The sequence below is a fragment of the Nesterenkonia salmonea genome (assembly GCF_005771525.1).
GTDB lineage: Bacteria > Actinomycetota > Actinomycetes > Actinomycetales > Micrococcaceae > Nesterenkonia > Nesterenkonia salmonea.
The window spans coordinates 41,238-55,955 of sequence record NZ_VAVZ01000022.1 but is presented as its reverse complement, the minus strand read 5'-3'; the positions used below and the strand labels follow the sequence as shown (position 1 = coordinate 55,955).

The window sequence follows — 14,718 nt, the reverse complement described above, 5'->3', positions numbered from 1 at the left end:
GTCAGCCTGCAGCGACACACCCGAGCGCGGGAACCAACGACACCCCGCCTACCCGCGCAACCTCTAAAGACTGTGGAAGCGGCGTGGCAAGCCGGGGTCCGCTACTTTGACACCGCCCCCTTCTACGGGGCGGGACTGGCCGAGTCACGGCTGGGAGAAGTGCTGAAGGAACGTCCGCGCGGTGACTATGCCCTCGGCACCAAAGTGGGCCGGCTCATCCTGGAAGATCACGAGCAGAAGTCAGGATTGTTCGAGGATGGGCGCCCCAATCAGCTGGCCAACGATTATTCGGCCGACGCCACGAAACGCTCCATCGAGGAAAGCCTGCAGCGTCTGCAGACCGATACGTTGGACTATGTCTTCGTCCACGACATCTCACGTGACTTCCACGGCGACGAATGGATCACACGGTTTGACGAAGCGCGGAACGGCGCCTTCCCAGTGCTTTCTGAACTTCAGGAGCAAGGCGTGATATCCGGTTGGGGACTCGGGTTCAACACCGTGGAGCCCATCGAGCTGGCACTCGACATGGACCACAACGCACCAACGATGAGTCTCACCGCCACCCAATACACTCTGCTTCAACACAAACGCGCACTGCAGCGAGTGATGCCGGCCGCCCAGGAGAAAGACGTGGGCATCATTGTGGGCGCACCTTTCAATTCCGGGGCGCTGCTGGGTGGGGAGCACTTCGACTACGCGGAGATCCCTGAACACATAAAGGATCAGGTGAGCCGGTTGCGTGAGGTCGCCGATCGCCACGGGGTCCGCCTTAAAGACGCCGCCCTGCAGTTCTCGAGCGCCCACCCCGCAGTTGCGGCCGTTATTCCCGGATCGAGCCGACCAGGTCGGATAGCAGAAGACGTCTCAGCCATGGCTGCTGAAATCCCACGCAGTTTCTGGGATGAGCTTCTTGACCAGGGCCTGATCTCCCCGGAAGCTCCACTGCCGTCCAGCTGACGCAGACCTCGGAGTAGGATGGTTCGCAGGGGTGGGTCGGCCAGACCATCGCGGCACCGCAGTGTCGAGGAAAGTCCGGGCTCCGCAGGGCAGGATGGTGGGTAACGCCCACTCGGGGAGACCCGCAGGCCAGTGCCACAGAAAATAGACCGCCCGTCGCTGGTCTCCAGCGCGGGTAAGGGTGAAACGGTGGGGTAAGAGCCCACCAGCGCCTCAGGTGACTGGGGCGGCTAGGCAAACCCCATCCGGAGCAAGGTCGAGCAGGATACGTATGAGGGTTGCCCGCCCGAGTATTCGGGTTGACCGCTTGAGGACCGCGGCAACGCGGTACCCAGATGGATGATGGTCCACGACAGAACCCGGCTTATCGGCCGGCCCACCCCGCAGGCTTGTATAGAGTAGAGCAGTCAGCAAGACAAAGACGTCTTAGTCGAAAGGACCTCCCTCCTCCATGTCCGCAGTGAGTAAACACCTCAACGAATGGATCGACCGCGAAGCCCAGGCAGAGGCTATGATCCCTCTAATCGGCCAGCTCTACCGCGAGAACAACGTGGTCACCAGCATCTACGGACGCCAGCTGGTCAACCAATCCGCGATCGACATTCTGAAGGCCCATCGGTTCGCCCGCCAGGTGGATGAGGTCGAGCTTCCGATTTCCGAAACGCTCCCGCTGATCCAGGCACTGCACACATTGGACTTAGGCGCTGCCAGCATTGACATCGCCAGGCTCAACAACCGTTTCAAAGCCTCCACGACCGCTGACCTCGATGCGTTCCTCAGAGAAGAGCTCGCCGATGTCATAGGCAAGAAGGGTCAGGGGCGCGCTGAACCTCAGGATGTGGTGCTCTACGGTTTCGGGCGCATCGGCCGGCTGCTAGCCCGCATCATTGTTGGGCATGCTTCTTCTGCTACTGGACTGCGGCTGCGGGCAATTGTGGTCCGACAGGGCAAGGAGAACGACCTGGCCAAGCGTGCCTCGCTGCTGCGCAGAGACTCTGTACACGGCCCCTTCGCCGGTTCAATCAGAGTCGATGAAGAGAACAACGCCATCATTGCCAATGGCACCTACATTCAAGTCATCTACGCTTCGAGCCCTGAAGAGGTCAACTACACCGACTATGGCATCCAGGACGCCGTCGTCGTAGATAACACTGGTATATGGCGCGATCGTGACGGTCTCAGCAAACATCTCCAGTCTGAAGGCGCCAGCCGCGTGCTGTTGACCGCCCCGGGCAAGGGCGACATCAAGAACATCGTCTACGGTGTCAACCACTCACAGATCGACGACGATTCAGCGGTGCTATCAGCGGCCAGTTGCACCACCAACGCCATCACCCCGGTCGCGAAACTCATGCAGGATCACTATGGAATTGACCATGGACATGTGGAGACAGTGCACTCCTACACCAATGATCAGAACCTGATCGACAACTTCCATAAGGGGGAGCGGCGAGGACGTTCCGCAGCGCTGAACATGGTGCTCACTGAGACAGGTGCGGCTAAAGCGGTAGCGAAGGCACTTCCGCAGCTTGCCGGGAAACTCTCTGGTAATGCCATCCGAGTTCCGACCCCGGATGTGTCCATGGCGATCCTTAATCTGGAGTTGGAGCGACCAACGACCAAAGATGAGCTCAACACATTTCTGCGCAAGCAGTCCTTGGAGGGGCCCTTGCACTCACAGGTCGACTACATCGATTCAGCTGAGGTGGTCTCGACGGACTTTGTCGGCTCCACTGCCGCAGGTGTGGTCGATGGTTTGGCCACGATCGTCAACGGTAAGCAGGCGATACTCTACGTCTGGTACGACAACGAGTTTGGCTACTCGGCTCAGGTGGTTCGTGTGCTTGAGCACATCGCCCAGTCCGAGCCGCCCAAGTATCCGCGACTCTAAGCGGCGCAGTGGTAGTTTCTTCAGGTGCCCAGTCTTGCCCCACCAGAAGGCGAAGTTGAGAAGCCTCCCCTGAGAACACCGGGAATCCGACGTGCTCTGATCCAGGGTTTCCTCGGTTCCGTTCTCGTGCTCTTCGGATCTTTCGGAGTGGGGTGGCTCGCAAACGGATCAGACATCAACCGATGGTCTTGGGTGATCCCACTTCGTACGGAACCCTGGGGCGTCGCCGTCTCGACTGTGGCGCTTACTCTCGGGTGCTGGGTGATGTTTCACGCCTGGCTGCTGCTGGGCCGTGCACTCCGTGAAGCTGACCGGCAGAGTTGGCAACCTGGAAGCCTGCGGGTGGTGAACATCGCCACGGCGGTGTGGGCGGTACCCCATTTGTTCTGTGTGCCTATCTTCTCTAGAGACGTCTTCGCCTATCTCAATCAAGGACGTCTGGTGCTGGCAGGTGGCGACCCCTACCAGGAGGGTGTGTCCCAACTGGAAAATTGGTTCCACTTCGGCACAGACCCTATGTGGGCCCAATCGGAGACCCCCTACGGTCCCATGTTCCTTTGGATCGAAGCGGCGGTTATGTGGGTGACCAATAATCATGTGGATACGGCAGTTCTGCTCTTCAGATTGGCTTGCGTCGCCGGCGTCGTTCTGATCATGGTCTATGTGCCCAAACTGGCGGAGCACTTTGGTGTCCACGGAGGGCGCGCGCAGTGGCTGGCATGCGCCAACCCCCTGTTCATCATCAGCTTCATCTCCAGCGCGCATAACGACGCTCTCATGATGGGGTTTGCCCTCGCCGGGATCTACGCTGCCACCACCGCCAACAGACACTGGTCCAGGGGAGTGGTTGCCACACTGCTGGTGACAGTATCGGTGGGAATGAAAATTATCTCCCTGGTCCTACTTCCTTTTGTGGCGCTGTTATGGGCCGCATCCAGGGGGGATGGTGAGACCGGCTGGTGGCGCAAGTTCAAGTACTGGTTCCTCACCGCTGGAATAGCTGGTGTTGTTCTCCTGGCTGTGGGGTGGGTCAACGGCTACGGCATCCGATGGCTGATGGTACTGGCGGGCACAGGCGATACGGGCAAGTCATTCTGGTCGCCACTGGGGATTGTCGATGACACCCTGACCAACATCCTGCATGCTTTCGGGCAGGACGCGGAGTGGACCTTGGATACTCTCCGGCTTATTGGCAGACTCGCCAGCGTACTCATTGTGGTGGCACTGATGTTCCTGGGCCGGGACCGGCATCTGATGCAGCGCATGACGTGGGCCTTTGCTGCGATTGTAGTGCTGTCTCCGATCATTCACCCGTGGTACCTGCTATGGCTGCTGCCGCTGTTCGCTGCGATTGGTATCCGAAACGACTGGCAGACCAAGTGGGTCATTTTTACCGTTGGTTTCTTCATCTGTTACGGCGCTCAGGACCAGTTGTCAGTCTGGGAGTTCCTCAACCTTGATGAGGACATGCTCCGGCTCTCACTTGCTACCTCAGTGGTGTGTATGACGGTGATAGCGCTTCTGCCCTCTGGTCGATGGGTGTGGACCCGCGGCTGGTTGGCCTCTCCCTTACTTTTGCGCGTACCAGGACGCAGTCAAACCTACGCGTTGCACACTTATGACGGCATTCATCTGGAGACTCTCGATCCGAACCGAGGTGAGAGTCCGCCCGCACAAACTGCGGAGCAACTCCATACCGGAGAACTACCGGTGTTAGGCGATCAGCGCAGGGTCCCGAAGTGACTCGCGTCTCGGCGCAGCAAGCCCTAGGCCTTGTTGCTGTGATCTCCGGATTCGCCGCCCTCTACCTGGCCCACTCGTTTCTCCGGTTCCGCAATTTCGAGGCCCGCGGCTACGATCTTGGAATCTTCGACCAGGCGGTGCGCCGCTACGCACAGTTCGATGCCCCCATCGTCCCGATCAAGGGAGATGGCTTCCATCTCCTCGGAGATCACTTTCATCCGATCATCGCTACCTTAGCTCCGCTCTACTGGCTATGGGATGACCCGCGGGTATTGAATATCGCATTAGTGGTACTGCTCGTCTCGGCTGCTATTCCGGTGTACCTGGTGGTGCGTGGGTGGTTCAGTCACCGCGTCGGTCTCCTTGCGGCCGCGGCCCTGTTGCTGTGGTGGCCTTTTCAGGCCTTTATCAACTGGGACTTCCACGAAATCGCTTTCGGAGTGCCCATTCTCGGGTGGGTGATCTGGGCGCTTGAACGCCAGCGAGCATGGACAGTTGTTCTGCTGTCCGCTGTGCTGCTTCTGGTGCGCGAAGACATGGGTGCCACTTGCCTGGCGATCGCCGCGGTGCTGTTGATCAGAAGGCACTGGGTTCAAGCGGGTGTCCTGACCATTCTGGGCCTCGTTGGGCTGTGGGTCGCAGTGGGCGTCGTCATTCCTCATTTCGCCCCGGACGGCGAGTTCTCCTACTGGGACTACACCGCGCTCGGACCCAGTGCAGGCGCTGCGGCTGTCTTCCTGCTGACGCAGCCGTGGAACGCACTGCCGATCCTGGTGGATCATCCGCTGAAGATCGCACTGCTCACCGCTCACCTGGTGCCCCTGTGGTTGTTGCCGCTCGCCTCGCCTTACACCGTCATTGCGCTGCCGATGCTCCTGTCCAGGCTTTTCAACGACCGGCTGACTGTCTGGGGGCTGGTGTACCACTATGACGCGGCCTTGGCGGTCATCTTCCTCCTGGCGGCCTTCGACACGCTGCGCAGGATCCGGGGCCGGACCCACAGCAAGAAGACTTTCCTGCCCGCGGTTGTATTGCCGGTGAGCTTGATGGTGTTGTCAGTGGTGGGTGGTGCTGTCGTGCAGTGGGCTACGGATCGTGACAACCAGATCTTTCCTCTGCACTGGACCTATACGGGACAGAACTGGCAGATGCCTGAGCGCGCTGATGCTCATCAGCGAGCAGTGGATCTCATCCCCGAGGGGTCATGTGTCGAAGCGGCCGATACTGCGGTTCCACATCTGACTGGTCACTCCTATGTGGGCCTAGCGGGCACCATCGATGACTCGCGGGTCAACTGGCTCATCATCGACACCTGGGCGGAGGAACTGGGGGGCAATGACCCGCTCAGTCCTGATGAAGCCTTCGCGCGCGCTGGGCGCCTGGGGTTCGAGACGGTCGCCCAAGACGATGAGGGCCTCTGGGTGCTTTACCGAGATATTCCCAATGACCAAACCTGCACTGACTTCGTGAACTAGTCTTGTACCCCGTGAAAACTCAAGCCCCGCGGATGCAGTGGATGGACTTCCTGCGCGGTCTCGCCGTATTGCTGGTCGTGGTCTTGCACGCCAACAGTCAGAACATCGCCGGCGCCAGTGTTGAGTGGTGGGCAGACGTCAACCGGCATTTGACGCCGTTCCGGATGCCCTTGCTGATGTTTATGTCAGGAATGCTCCTCTACCGGTCTCTGGTGAAGCCACTGCCGCTGTACATATGGGGAAAGGTCGCTGCAATCGCCTGGCCACTCCTGGTCTGGCTGTGCCTCTATGGGTTCTTCGTCCGCGAAGGCGTCGGCGTTCCCAATGTCTTGGAGTGGCAGTTCCACAGAGACTATCTGTGGTTTCTGATGGCGCTGCTGCTCTGCTACACAGCGGCGATGATCTTCAAACCCATGGTAGCGCGGGCTCCGGCAGGCCATAGTTGGGCCTATCTGGCAATGTTCGCCGCCATGATCGGGACCTACGTCTCAACAACAGCGGTCCATGGTGGGTTGATTGGAAGCACATTCTGGTACGGAGCGTTCTTTTTCCTCGGCGCGTGGGCTGCACCCCAGGTCGATCGTTGGGTGAGAATGCACTGGGTGCTGGTAGTTCCGCTCATGGTCGCTGTCGCCGCCTTTGCCCATATGGGAGTCGACGATCGCAGTCTACGGATCGGATCTCTGGCAGCGGCCGGTATTTCCGTGCTGGGAATCTCAGTGGTCATTTGGCTCGCACCCCGGCTGCCGCGGGGCCGACCGGTCCGATTCGTGGAGTGGTGCGGTCGCAGCTCGGTGGTGGTCTATGTGGCTCATTTCCCGATCATTGTGCTGCTCAGAGACCACGTCTTCTCAACGATGGACCTCACAACAGGTGTTCAGGTTTTCCTCATGACAGTGGTATCGCTGGTTCTCACCCTTGTTCTCGTGTGGGTTCGGCCGTGGACGGCGTGGCTCTACGTGATGCCGCGACACCAACGAGTCGCCGCCAAACTCCGATAGGCTTCTGAATATGGCTGAATTCATTTACTCGATGGTAAGAGCACGCAAAAAGGTGGGCGACAAGGTCATCCTCGATGACGTGACGATGTCCTTCTATCCGGGAGCTAAGATCGGCGTGCTGGGCCCCAACGGCGCCGGTAAGTCGACGATCCTGAAGATCATGGCTGGGATGGACGAGCCCTCCAACGGTGAGGCCCGGCTCAGCCCGGGGTACTCCGTGGGTATCCTCCAGCAGGAGCCTCCTCTCAATGAGGACAAGACGGTCCTGGGTAATGTCCAGGAAGGCTTGGGCGAGGTCTACACCAAGGTGGTCCGCTATAACGAGATCAGCGATGAGATGGCCAACCCGGACGCTGACTTTGAAGCGTTGATGGAAGAAATGGGTAAGCTCCAGGAAGAGATCGACGCCGCCAATGCCTGGGACATCGACTCCCAATTGGATCAGGCGATGGATGCTCTTCGCTGCCCACCCGGAGACGAGTCGGTGACGCACCTTTCCGGTGGTGAACGACGCCGAGTCGCTCTGTGTAAGCTCCTGCTGTCCAAGCCCGATTTGCTGCTGCTGGACGAACCAACCAACCACCTGGACGCAGAATCGGTGCTCTGGTTGGAGCAGCACCTCGCCTCCTACGAGGGTGCTGTCCTGGCCGTCACACACGACCGGTACTTCCTCGACCACGTCGCCGAATGGATCTGTGAAGTCGACCGAGGTCGGCTCTACCCGTACGAAGGCAACTACACGACCTACCTGGAGAAGAAGCAGTCCCGCATGCAGGTCCAGGGCAAGAAGGACGCCAAACTTGCCAAGCGGCTGACTGAGGAACTCGAGTGGGTTCGGTCCAACGCCAAGGGCCGCCAGGCAAAGTCCAAAGCCCGACTGGCCCGCTATGAGGAAATGGCTGCTGAAGCTGAGCGGACCAAGAAACTCGATTTCGAAGAGATCCAGATTCCACCGGGCCCCCGACTGGGCACTCAAGTCATTGAGTCCAAGAACCTGCGAAAGGGCTACGGAGATCGCATACTCATTGACGGTTTGTCCTTCTCGCTGCCTCGTAACGGAATCGTCGGGGTCATCGGGCCCAACGGTGTCGGCAAGTCCACTCTGTTCAAGACCATCGTCGGAATGGAAGACCTAGACAGCGGCGATCTCACCATCGGTGATTCGGTCAAGATCAGTTATGTGGACCAGTCACGTGCCGGTATCGACGCCGATAAGAGCCTCTGGGAGGTCGTCTCCGACGGCCTGGACTTCATCAAAGTTGGGAACGTGGAGATGCCTTCACGTGCTTACGTCTCCTCCTTCGGGTTCAAAGGCCCTGACCAGCAGAAGCGCGCTGGTGTTCTCTCCGGTGGTGAACGCAACAGACTGAACCTGGCTCTGACGCTCAAGCAGGGCGGCAATCTCCTCCTTCTTGATGAGCCCACCAACGACCTTGACGTCGAGACTCTGAGCTCACTGGAGAATGCTTTGCTGGAGTTCCCCGGCTGTGCCGTTGTCATCTCCCACGACCGGTGGTTCCTGGATCGCGTGGCCACCCACGTGCTTGCTTGGGAGGGCACAGAGGATAACCCCGCCAACTGGTATTGGTTCGAGGGCAACTTCGAGTCTTACACCCAGAACAAGGTTGAGCGGCTGGGAGCTGACGCAGCACGGCCAAGCCGGGTCACCCACCGGCGTTTGACGCGCGACTGAGCCGCAGTCTGATCAAGCAGCGTTGTGAAGGGCCGGTTCCCCCTGCCACAGCGCTGACGATTCCCCGTCCTGGCGATTCGGTGGCGCGGAGTCCTGTTCTGGATTCGCGTCACCGGCTGCCGGGGGCTGGGTCTCTTCTTCCGTAGGGGCGGGGTCGTGACGACTTACCTTGCGGTACTGAGTCGTTCCGAACTTGAGGTCGTGACTGACGCTCTGGGCGCTGATCTCGATCTCGGCACCAGAGTCGTTCTGATCCGTTGTCCACGTCCGAACCTTAGGCCGTCCAACAACCACCGCGGGATCGCCCTTGTGCAACGAGTCTGCAACGTTGAGAGCAAGTCGCCCGAAACACGCCACGGTGTACCAATTGGTCTCCCCGGATGTCCATTCACCAGTCTGACCGCTGCGCCACCGAGGCGTCGCCCCCAACCTGAACGTGGCAACAGGATTATCGGAATCGGGGTTCTTCACCTCGGGGGTCGTGCCGGCGAAACCCCGCACAGTAATGGATTCGGTCATGACGTTGATCACTCCTTGTATCCCACGGCCAGACTCTGAGGAGAGCCGGGGCGGGCCGTGATCAATCGCATCCGACTCATGTGTCGAGTCTGCCGGGCGAGGAAGTTGGCCAGACTGGCAGCCTGAGACCCTGTGGACTCCTCGGCGAGCCGTGTGCCCGGGTGGGTCTCTGTGGACGATCCCGGAGGCTCTAGGAAGCTCTGGAGAGGATAAACCCGCCGGCTGATGTCAGCCTCACCCACTTGCCGTGAGTGTGGATCGTGCTTGTGGCGTCCTCGCCGTCCTGCAAGAAGCCCATAGAGAGAGCGCCGAAGGCAGCTCCTTTGGGCATTCTGTGTTCCAGAGGAAGGCTCCAGATGTGTTCCCGGACCTGCTCCACCACATGTGGGCCAGCGGTCTGTGGCACGGCCTCCGCCACCTCTGCGATGCCCTCCTGCGCCACTTGGCGTAAATCAGCGTCCCTCATAGTTCCCCGCAGCGCCCAACCGCTGCGCGGCGGGGTGACGGCAGCCCAGGGAGCGTTAATGCGGCTCGGGGGTAGCGCCAGAGTGGTTTCGACGGGGTTCATTCGAGCTAGTCGTTCGGTCACAGAGGACAGTTCCACTGTGATATCAGCTTGAGATTCTTCGGCCAGTGCCATAGTGCGCAGGCCAAGGACGGCCGGGATGCGGGAGGTCAGCGTGGAGGGGGTCATGACGGGAAGCCACGCGGCCAGGACTTTGCCCAAAGCCTGCAGTCGAATTCCCTGTTCGTTGATTCGGCGACCGCGTGAAATGTAGGTGTTCAAGTCCTGGAGGATGGCTGCTTCGGCAAAGTGAAGGTGCTGGGTCATAGGATGTTCATTGTTTCATGCACAGATTAGTGGAGGAGCCGGCGATGGCGGAACGAGAGTACCGAGTCCCGACCCCAGAGGAGGCGGTCGACCGGCTGGTCGGCATGCTTGACCTGGAGGAGTTGCCAGATGACGGGGGCAGCGAGGACCGGTTCATAGCTCCTGTGTTCGAGCAGGCGTTCTGGCGGGTTTTTGGTGGCCAGGTCCTTGGTCAGGCGACCACGGCGGCGATGCGCACCGTGGAGCCTGGCCGGGTGGTGCATTCAGTCCATGGGTATTTCCTCCGTCCTGGTGACGCCACAAAGCCTATTGAGGTCAGAGTCGAACGGCTGCGTGATGGTGGATCATTCTCAGCCCGTCGCTCTCAGGCCTATCAGGACGGCACACCTATCCTGTCCATGATCGCCAGCTTCCAGAAACCCTCAGGCGGGCCAGTCCACCAGGACACGATGCCGGTCGCTATCCCTGACCCTGAGGAACTGCCGACTCCGGATGAGCTGCTGGGGCACATCGACCACCCCGTGATGCGTGAGTGGGGGCGCGGGCGTCCTTTCGAGCTGCGTCACATTGATCGGCCCATCTACCTGGAGGCAGACCGTGACCGGCGTCCGGCGTCGGCAGTGTGGATGAAAACTAAAGCCCCGCTTCCCGATGACCCCAATGTTCACCGGGCTGCTATTCTCTATGCCTCTGACTACACCCTGCTGGAGCCCGTGTTGCGTCAGCACGGTTACTACTGGGCTAAACCAGGGATGAAGATCGCTTCCCTTGACCACGCCATGTGGTGGCATCGGTCGGCGCGTGCCGATGATTGGTTGCTCTATGTCAAGGACAGCCCCTCTGCGCAAAGTTCACGCGGGTTGGGCACCGGAGCTATCTACACTCGTGCCGGGGAGTTGGTGGCGACAGTTGCCCAGGAAGGCATGATACGTCCACCACAGGGGCTGAAATCCATGCTTCGCGAGAAGGTCCAGCAGCGTGCCGTGTCAGCGGGCAAAGCCCAAAGGGACCTTAATCAGAAGTACAAGGCTGCGTGGCGATCGCGCTATATGGGTTGAGTGCTTCTGAGTAGGCCTGAAGTGCCTGCTTCGCGGTGGAGTCCCAAGAGTAGCTTCGGGCCAACTGCGCAGCGGCCTCGCTGAAGGCCTTCCACCGGCCCCAGTCGCTGACGAGCCCGTGGATGGCCGCAGCCCATTGGTCTGGATCTAGGGTGTCAATGAGGATGCCCGTAGTGCCGTGGTCTACAAGTTCCGCCAGGCCTCCCACGTTATGCGCCAGGACGGGAGTGCCGCAGGCTTTGGCCTCCAGTGCGACCAGCCCGAATGACTCGCTGTAGGAAGGCACCAGCAGCGCGTCTGAGGCGCGAAAAAGGTCTGCAAGATCCGGGTGGGGGAGCGGTGTCCTCAGTTCAAGAATGTCGGTGATTCCCGCCTTCTCCGCAAGGTCTGCGATGTCGACGCTGTCGAGACCGGATTGTCGGCCTGCGACAGTCAGCTCCACGGAGAGTCCTGGCAGCAGCTTGCGCAGTCTTCCGACTGCCGCCACGGCGACTTGGGGACCCTTATGGGGTTGAAGCCTCCCGGCGAACGTCAGGCGCAGGGGCCGGCGCGTTGGAGGTTCTACCCGGGGATCATCCCCCTCAGGCGGGTGAAAGGTCTCCAGCGCTGTGCCTGGCTGGACCATGGCAATGCGGTGAACTGGCAGGTCAAAGATTCGCTCTAAGTCCTCGGCCTCACGGCGAGTATTGGCTGTCAGAGTAGCGGCTGTCGCGGTGATGAGCTGCTCGGCTTCATGCCGGCGGGGGTCCTCCGTAGAGTCGGGGTCCCGCTCCTTCTTCACTGCTCCAATGGTGTGCATTGTGTGCACGAGCTTAGCGTTGAGTGAGTCTGCGAGGCTGATGCCTGCCAGGCCAGAGATCCAATAGTGGGAGTGAACCAGGTCAACTGGCTGGGGGTCGACCATTTGAAGTGAAGCCAGGGCCCGTCTGGAGAGGTCTTCGATGCATTGCAGAAGCCGGGACTTATCCTCGCGGCACCGCTTGCACACGCGCAGCACGTGGACTCTCAACCCTGGTTGCAGGGTGCTGACTCGGTCCCCGCTGTTCTCATGGGCAGTTGAGCTGTCCTGTGCGCATCCACCGTCGAGATCAGTGGTGACGATGTCCACTGCAGTACCTCGGCTTGCGAGAGCGTGCGCCAGCTCGTTGACATAGACGTTGAGTCCACCGGCATCACCAGTGCCGGCTTGAGCTAGAGGCGAGGTGTGGAGACTGAGCATCACCACACGTCGGGCCGCCGCCTGGGGGCCGGCTCCGGACTCAATGGGCATGCGGTGCTTTCGACGACGTTGGGGACCACGGGGTGCCCGAGGAGGGATTCGAACCCCCGACCGGCGGATTAGAAGGCCGCTGCTCTATCCCCTGAGCTACTCGGGCATGGATCGCAGGCGATCCGACAGTACATCCTACCGTCAGCTGTTGACCATCGAGTGCGCGGCCCGTTCCAGGTAGTCCCAGAGCTCAGCTTCGTGCATCGGCGAAAGCTCTACGGCTTTCACCGCGTTGTGCATGTACCTCAGCCAAGTATCGCGGGCAGCAGCATCGACCCGAAACGGCAGGTGACGCATACGCAGGCGGGGGTGTCCGCGCTGAGCCTGGTAGCGGCGCGGACCGCCCCAGTACTGTTCCAGAAACATCAGCAGCCGCTCCTTGGCGGGACCGAGATCCTCTTCCGGGTACAAGGCCTTGAAATCATCATCCTCGGCGACCTGGTCATAGAAGACATCGACGATCTTTTGAAACGTCTCACGCCCGCCCACCTGGGCGTAGAAGCTGTGGGGATCCACCGCGTCCGGATCCGCCTCCTGGGGGACCGGGCGCCCATCTGGCCCCGGCATATGTCCCAGGTCTTTCGGCAAAGGAGGTCCCGGTTGGTGAGGCACCGCCGGCCCATCGGAGGCTCCAGGCCGTCCAGTCACGCGCGAAGCTGGTTTGCCAGCTGGCCGGACTGTCGCAATCGGTGCTCCCAACCGGCGGGAGAGTTTAGGCAACTGCGGTTCCCTGGGTGCTGAGGCGTCGTCGTTCTGCTCGTCGGTCATAGTCTCTTCAGCATATGATGGTCAGCGCTTGTTCCCGAAGTTGTCAGAGAGGGTTGACCATGCGCGTCCACATAGCCACCGACCACGCCGGTATGGAAGTTTCCGCGCATCTGGTCCAGTACCTGACCGCCAAAGGATATGAGGTCATAGACCATGGGCCGCGCGAATATGACGCCCAGGATGACTACCCAGGTTTTTGCCTCCGGGCAGCGGAGGCGGTTGCCGAGGAGTGGTCACAGTACGACGGCGCCCCCGGTTCGGACACAGCCCCAGCGCTGGGTATCGTGCTCGGCGGTTCCGGAAACGGTGAGCAGATCGCAGCGAACAAAGTGAGGGGTATCCGGGCAGCTTTGGCGTGGAACCGCGAGACTGCCCGGTTGGCGCGTGAGCACAACAACGCCAATGTGGTGGGCATCGGGGGCCGTCAGCACAGCCTGGACGAGGCTGTGGGCATCGTCGAGGAGTTCCTCAGCGCGCAGTGGTCGGGTGAGGATCGGCACAGCCGGCGCATCGGCAAGATCAGCCACTACGAAACCACCGGCGAAATCCTGGACTGAGTCCACCCTGTGCCCGAAGGTCACACCATTCACCGGCTCGCTGGCCGGATCCAACAACTCTTCGTAGGACAGCCCTGGCGGGTCAGCTCCCCGCAGGGCCGGTTCGACGCGGGCGCCGCGCGCCTGAATGATCGCAAGCCCCAACGTGCAGAAGCCTGGGGCAAGCACCTCCTGGTGCACATTGACGCCGATATCTGGCAGGTGCACCTGGGACTCTACGGCTCGTTCGGATTCCGTGGCGACGACAGCTTTGTCACCGCCGATGTGCTGGGGGAGGAGCGGCCCGTTTCACGCGTGACCGCCCCACAGTACGACCACGCCGGGTGGATCATTCCTGATGCTCCCAAGGGAGCCGTCCGGACACGGATCCACGTGACCCACGGGTGGGCTGACCTGCGGGGTCCCGTCAAATGTCGCATTCTCAACTCCATGCAGTACGAGGCGCTGGTCAACAGGCTCGGACCTGACCCGCTGCGCCAAACGAGCGGACAGATCGATCCTGAGCTGCTCGCAAGCTTCCAAAGCAACCTGGCCCGACGGCGCATCAGCATTGCCGCAGCGCTGATGGACCAAGCGGTGATCGCTGGGGTCGGAAACATCTACCGGGCGGAATCGCTGTTCGTGGAACGCATCAACCCTGACACGCCATCCCAGAGCCTGGACGCTGAGCAGTGCGATTCACTCTGGGCAACCATCACTGAACAGCTCCATACCGGTGTCCGCGAAGGCTCAATCCGCACTCTTCGGCCGGAAGACCCCGAACTGGGGCTTCGCGGGGCCGACCTTCACCACAGCCGCCGTGCACGCCCTGGCAGGAGTGCCGCCGCAGTGCGAGCCCATTGGGTGTATCGCCACCAGGGTTCACCCTGCCTGCGGTGCGGCGAGACCATCCTTATGAGGGAGCTTCAAGGGCGTCGACTCTACTGGTGCCCCGGCTGCCAAGTCCGCTAG

Annotated in this window: 13 protein-coding genes, 1 tRNA gene and 1 other RNA gene; 10 read left to right on the top strand and 5 right to left on the bottom strand. The window is 60.8% G+C overall.

The window, feature by feature from the left end; genetic code table 11:
• The 7 genes from FEF26_RS09055 to ettA all read left to right on the top strand — a co-directional run.
• A partial coding sequence (locus FEF26_RS09055; RefSeq protein WP_138253212.1) for an aldo/keto reductase occupies window positions 1–960 on the top strand: 960 nt, incomplete at its 5' end.
• A 32-nt stretch (window positions 961–992) separates the two neighbouring features.
• Window positions 993–1,343: RNase P RNA component class A (gene rnpB / locus FEF26_RS09050), an RNA gene on the top strand.
• A 68-nt stretch (window positions 1,344–1,411) separates the two neighbouring features.
• Entirely contained in the window at window positions 1,412–2,851 is a 1,440-nt protein-coding gene (locus FEF26_RS09045; protein WP_138253211.1) for a glyceraldehyde-3-phosphate dehydrogenase, read from the top strand.
• Between the two features lie 24 nt (window positions 2,852–2,875).
• Window positions 2,876–4,594: a polyprenol phosphomannose-dependent alpha 1,6 mannosyltransferase MptB gene (gene mptB / locus FEF26_RS09040; RefSeq protein WP_138253210.1), complete on the top strand. Its 1,719-nt coding sequence runs from the start codon at window positions 2,876–2,878 to the stop codon at window positions 4,592–4,594.
• A complete protein-coding gene (locus tag FEF26_RS09035; protein WP_243730493.1) occupies window positions 4,591–6,069 on the top strand; it encodes a DUF2079 domain-containing protein in 1,479 nt (492 codons plus the stop codon). The genes mptB and FEF26_RS09035 overlap by 4 nt, the downstream gene beginning before the upstream one ends.
• Window positions 6,070–6,080: 11 nt before the next feature.
• On the top strand, window positions 6,081–7,070 hold the full coding sequence (locus tag FEF26_RS09030) for an acyltransferase family protein (RefSeq protein WP_138253209.1): 990 nt from the start codon (window positions 6,081–6,083) through the stop codon (window positions 7,068–7,070).
• A gap of 10 nt (window positions 7,071–7,080) precedes the next feature.
• Window positions 7,081–8,763, top strand: a complete 1,683-nt coding sequence (ettA, locus tag FEF26_RS09025) for an energy-dependent translational throttle protein EttA (RefSeq protein WP_138253208.1) — start codon at window positions 7,081–7,083, stop codon at window positions 8,761–8,763.
• 12 nt (window positions 8,764–8,775) lie between these two features.
• On the opposite strand, the gene FEF26_RS09020 is transcribed toward ettA, so the two are convergent.
• The gene (locus tag FEF26_RS09020) at window positions 8,776–9,282 is read right to left on the bottom strand and encodes a single-stranded DNA-binding protein (protein WP_138253207.1); all 507 of its coding nucleotides are present in this window, start codon (window positions 9,280–9,282) and stop codon (window positions 8,776–8,778) included.
• 190 nt (window positions 9,283–9,472) lie between these two features.
• Complete coding sequence (locus FEF26_RS09015) at window positions 9,473–10,114, bottom strand: DUF8185 domain-containing protein (RefSeq protein WP_138253206.1); 642 nt, start codon at window positions 10,112–10,114, stop codon at window positions 9,473–9,475.
• 44 nt (window positions 10,115–10,158) lie between these two features.
• Here FEF26_RS09015 and FEF26_RS09010 point away from each other — a divergent pair, with 44 nt between their 5' ends.
• Window positions 10,159–11,172 carry an acyl-CoA thioesterase gene (locus tag FEF26_RS09010; protein ID WP_138253205.1) on the top strand — a complete coding sequence of 338 codons (1,014 nt, stop codon included), beginning with the start codon at window positions 10,159–10,161 and terminating at the stop codon, window positions 11,170–11,172.
• On the opposite strand, the gene FEF26_RS09005 is transcribed toward FEF26_RS09010, so the two are convergent.
• The 3 genes from FEF26_RS09005 to FEF26_RS15735 form a co-directional block, all read right to left on the bottom strand.
• Window positions 11,126–12,442 (bottom strand): glycosyltransferase, encoded by a 1,317-nt coding sequence (locus FEF26_RS09005; protein ID WP_138253204.1) that lies wholly within the window; start codon window positions 12,440–12,442, stop codon window positions 11,126–11,128. The genes FEF26_RS09010 and FEF26_RS09005 overlap by 47 nt on opposite strands.
• Window positions 12,443–12,475: 33 nt before the next feature.
• Window positions 12,476–12,548, bottom strand: a tRNA-Arg gene (locus tag FEF26_RS09000).
• Between the two features lie 35 nt (window positions 12,549–12,583).
• Window positions 12,584–13,009: a globin gene (locus tag FEF26_RS15735; RefSeq protein WP_208012882.1), complete on the bottom strand. Its 426-nt coding sequence runs from the start codon at window positions 13,007–13,009 to the stop codon at window positions 12,584–12,586.
• Between the two features lie 260 nt (window positions 13,010–13,269).
• On the opposite strand from FEF26_RS15735, the gene FEF26_RS08990 reads away from it, so the two are divergent.
• The gene (locus FEF26_RS08990) at window positions 13,270–13,767 is read left to right on the top strand and encodes a ribose-5-phosphate isomerase (RefSeq protein WP_138253203.1); all 498 of its coding nucleotides are present in this window, start codon (window positions 13,270–13,272) and stop codon (window positions 13,765–13,767) included.
• Between the two features lie 9 nt (window positions 13,768–13,776).
• On the top strand, window positions 13,777–14,718 hold the full coding sequence (locus FEF26_RS08985) for an Fpg/Nei family DNA glycosylase (RefSeq protein WP_138253202.1): 942 nt from the start codon (window positions 13,777–13,779) through the stop codon (window positions 14,716–14,718).

Bases quoted from the DNA above. Each gene is read 5' to 3' on its own strand.
- FEF26_RS09020 (WP_138253207.1), bottom strand. From the start codon at position 9,282: ATGACCGAATCCATTACTGTGCGGGGTTTCGCCGGCACGACCCCCGAG.
- FEF26_RS15735 (WP_208012882.1), bottom strand. From the start codon at position 13,009: ATGCCGGGGCCAGATGGGCGCCCGGTCCCCCAGGAGGCGGATCCGGAC.
- ettA (WP_138253208.1), top strand. From the start codon at position 7,081: ATGGCTGAATTCATTTACTCGATGGTAAGAGCACGCAAAAAGGTGGGC.
- FEF26_RS09005 (WP_138253204.1), bottom strand. From the start codon at position 12,442: ATGCCCATTGAGTCCGGAGCCGGCCCCCAGGCGGCGGCCCGACGTGTG.
- FEF26_RS09015 (WP_138253206.1), bottom strand. From the start codon at position 10,114: ATGACCCAGCACCTTCACTTTGCCGAAGCAGCCATCCTCCAGGACTTG.
- FEF26_RS08990 (WP_138253203.1), top strand. From the start codon at position 13,270: ATGCGCGTCCACATAGCCACCGACCACGCCGGTATGGAAGTTTCCGCG.
- FEF26_RS09010 (WP_138253205.1), top strand. From the start codon at position 10,159: ATGGCGGAACGAGAGTACCGAGTCCCGACCCCAGAGGAGGCGGTCGAC.
- FEF26_RS09045 (WP_138253211.1), top strand. From the start codon at position 1,412: ATGTCCGCAGTGAGTAAACACCTCAACGAATGGATCGACCGCGAAGCC.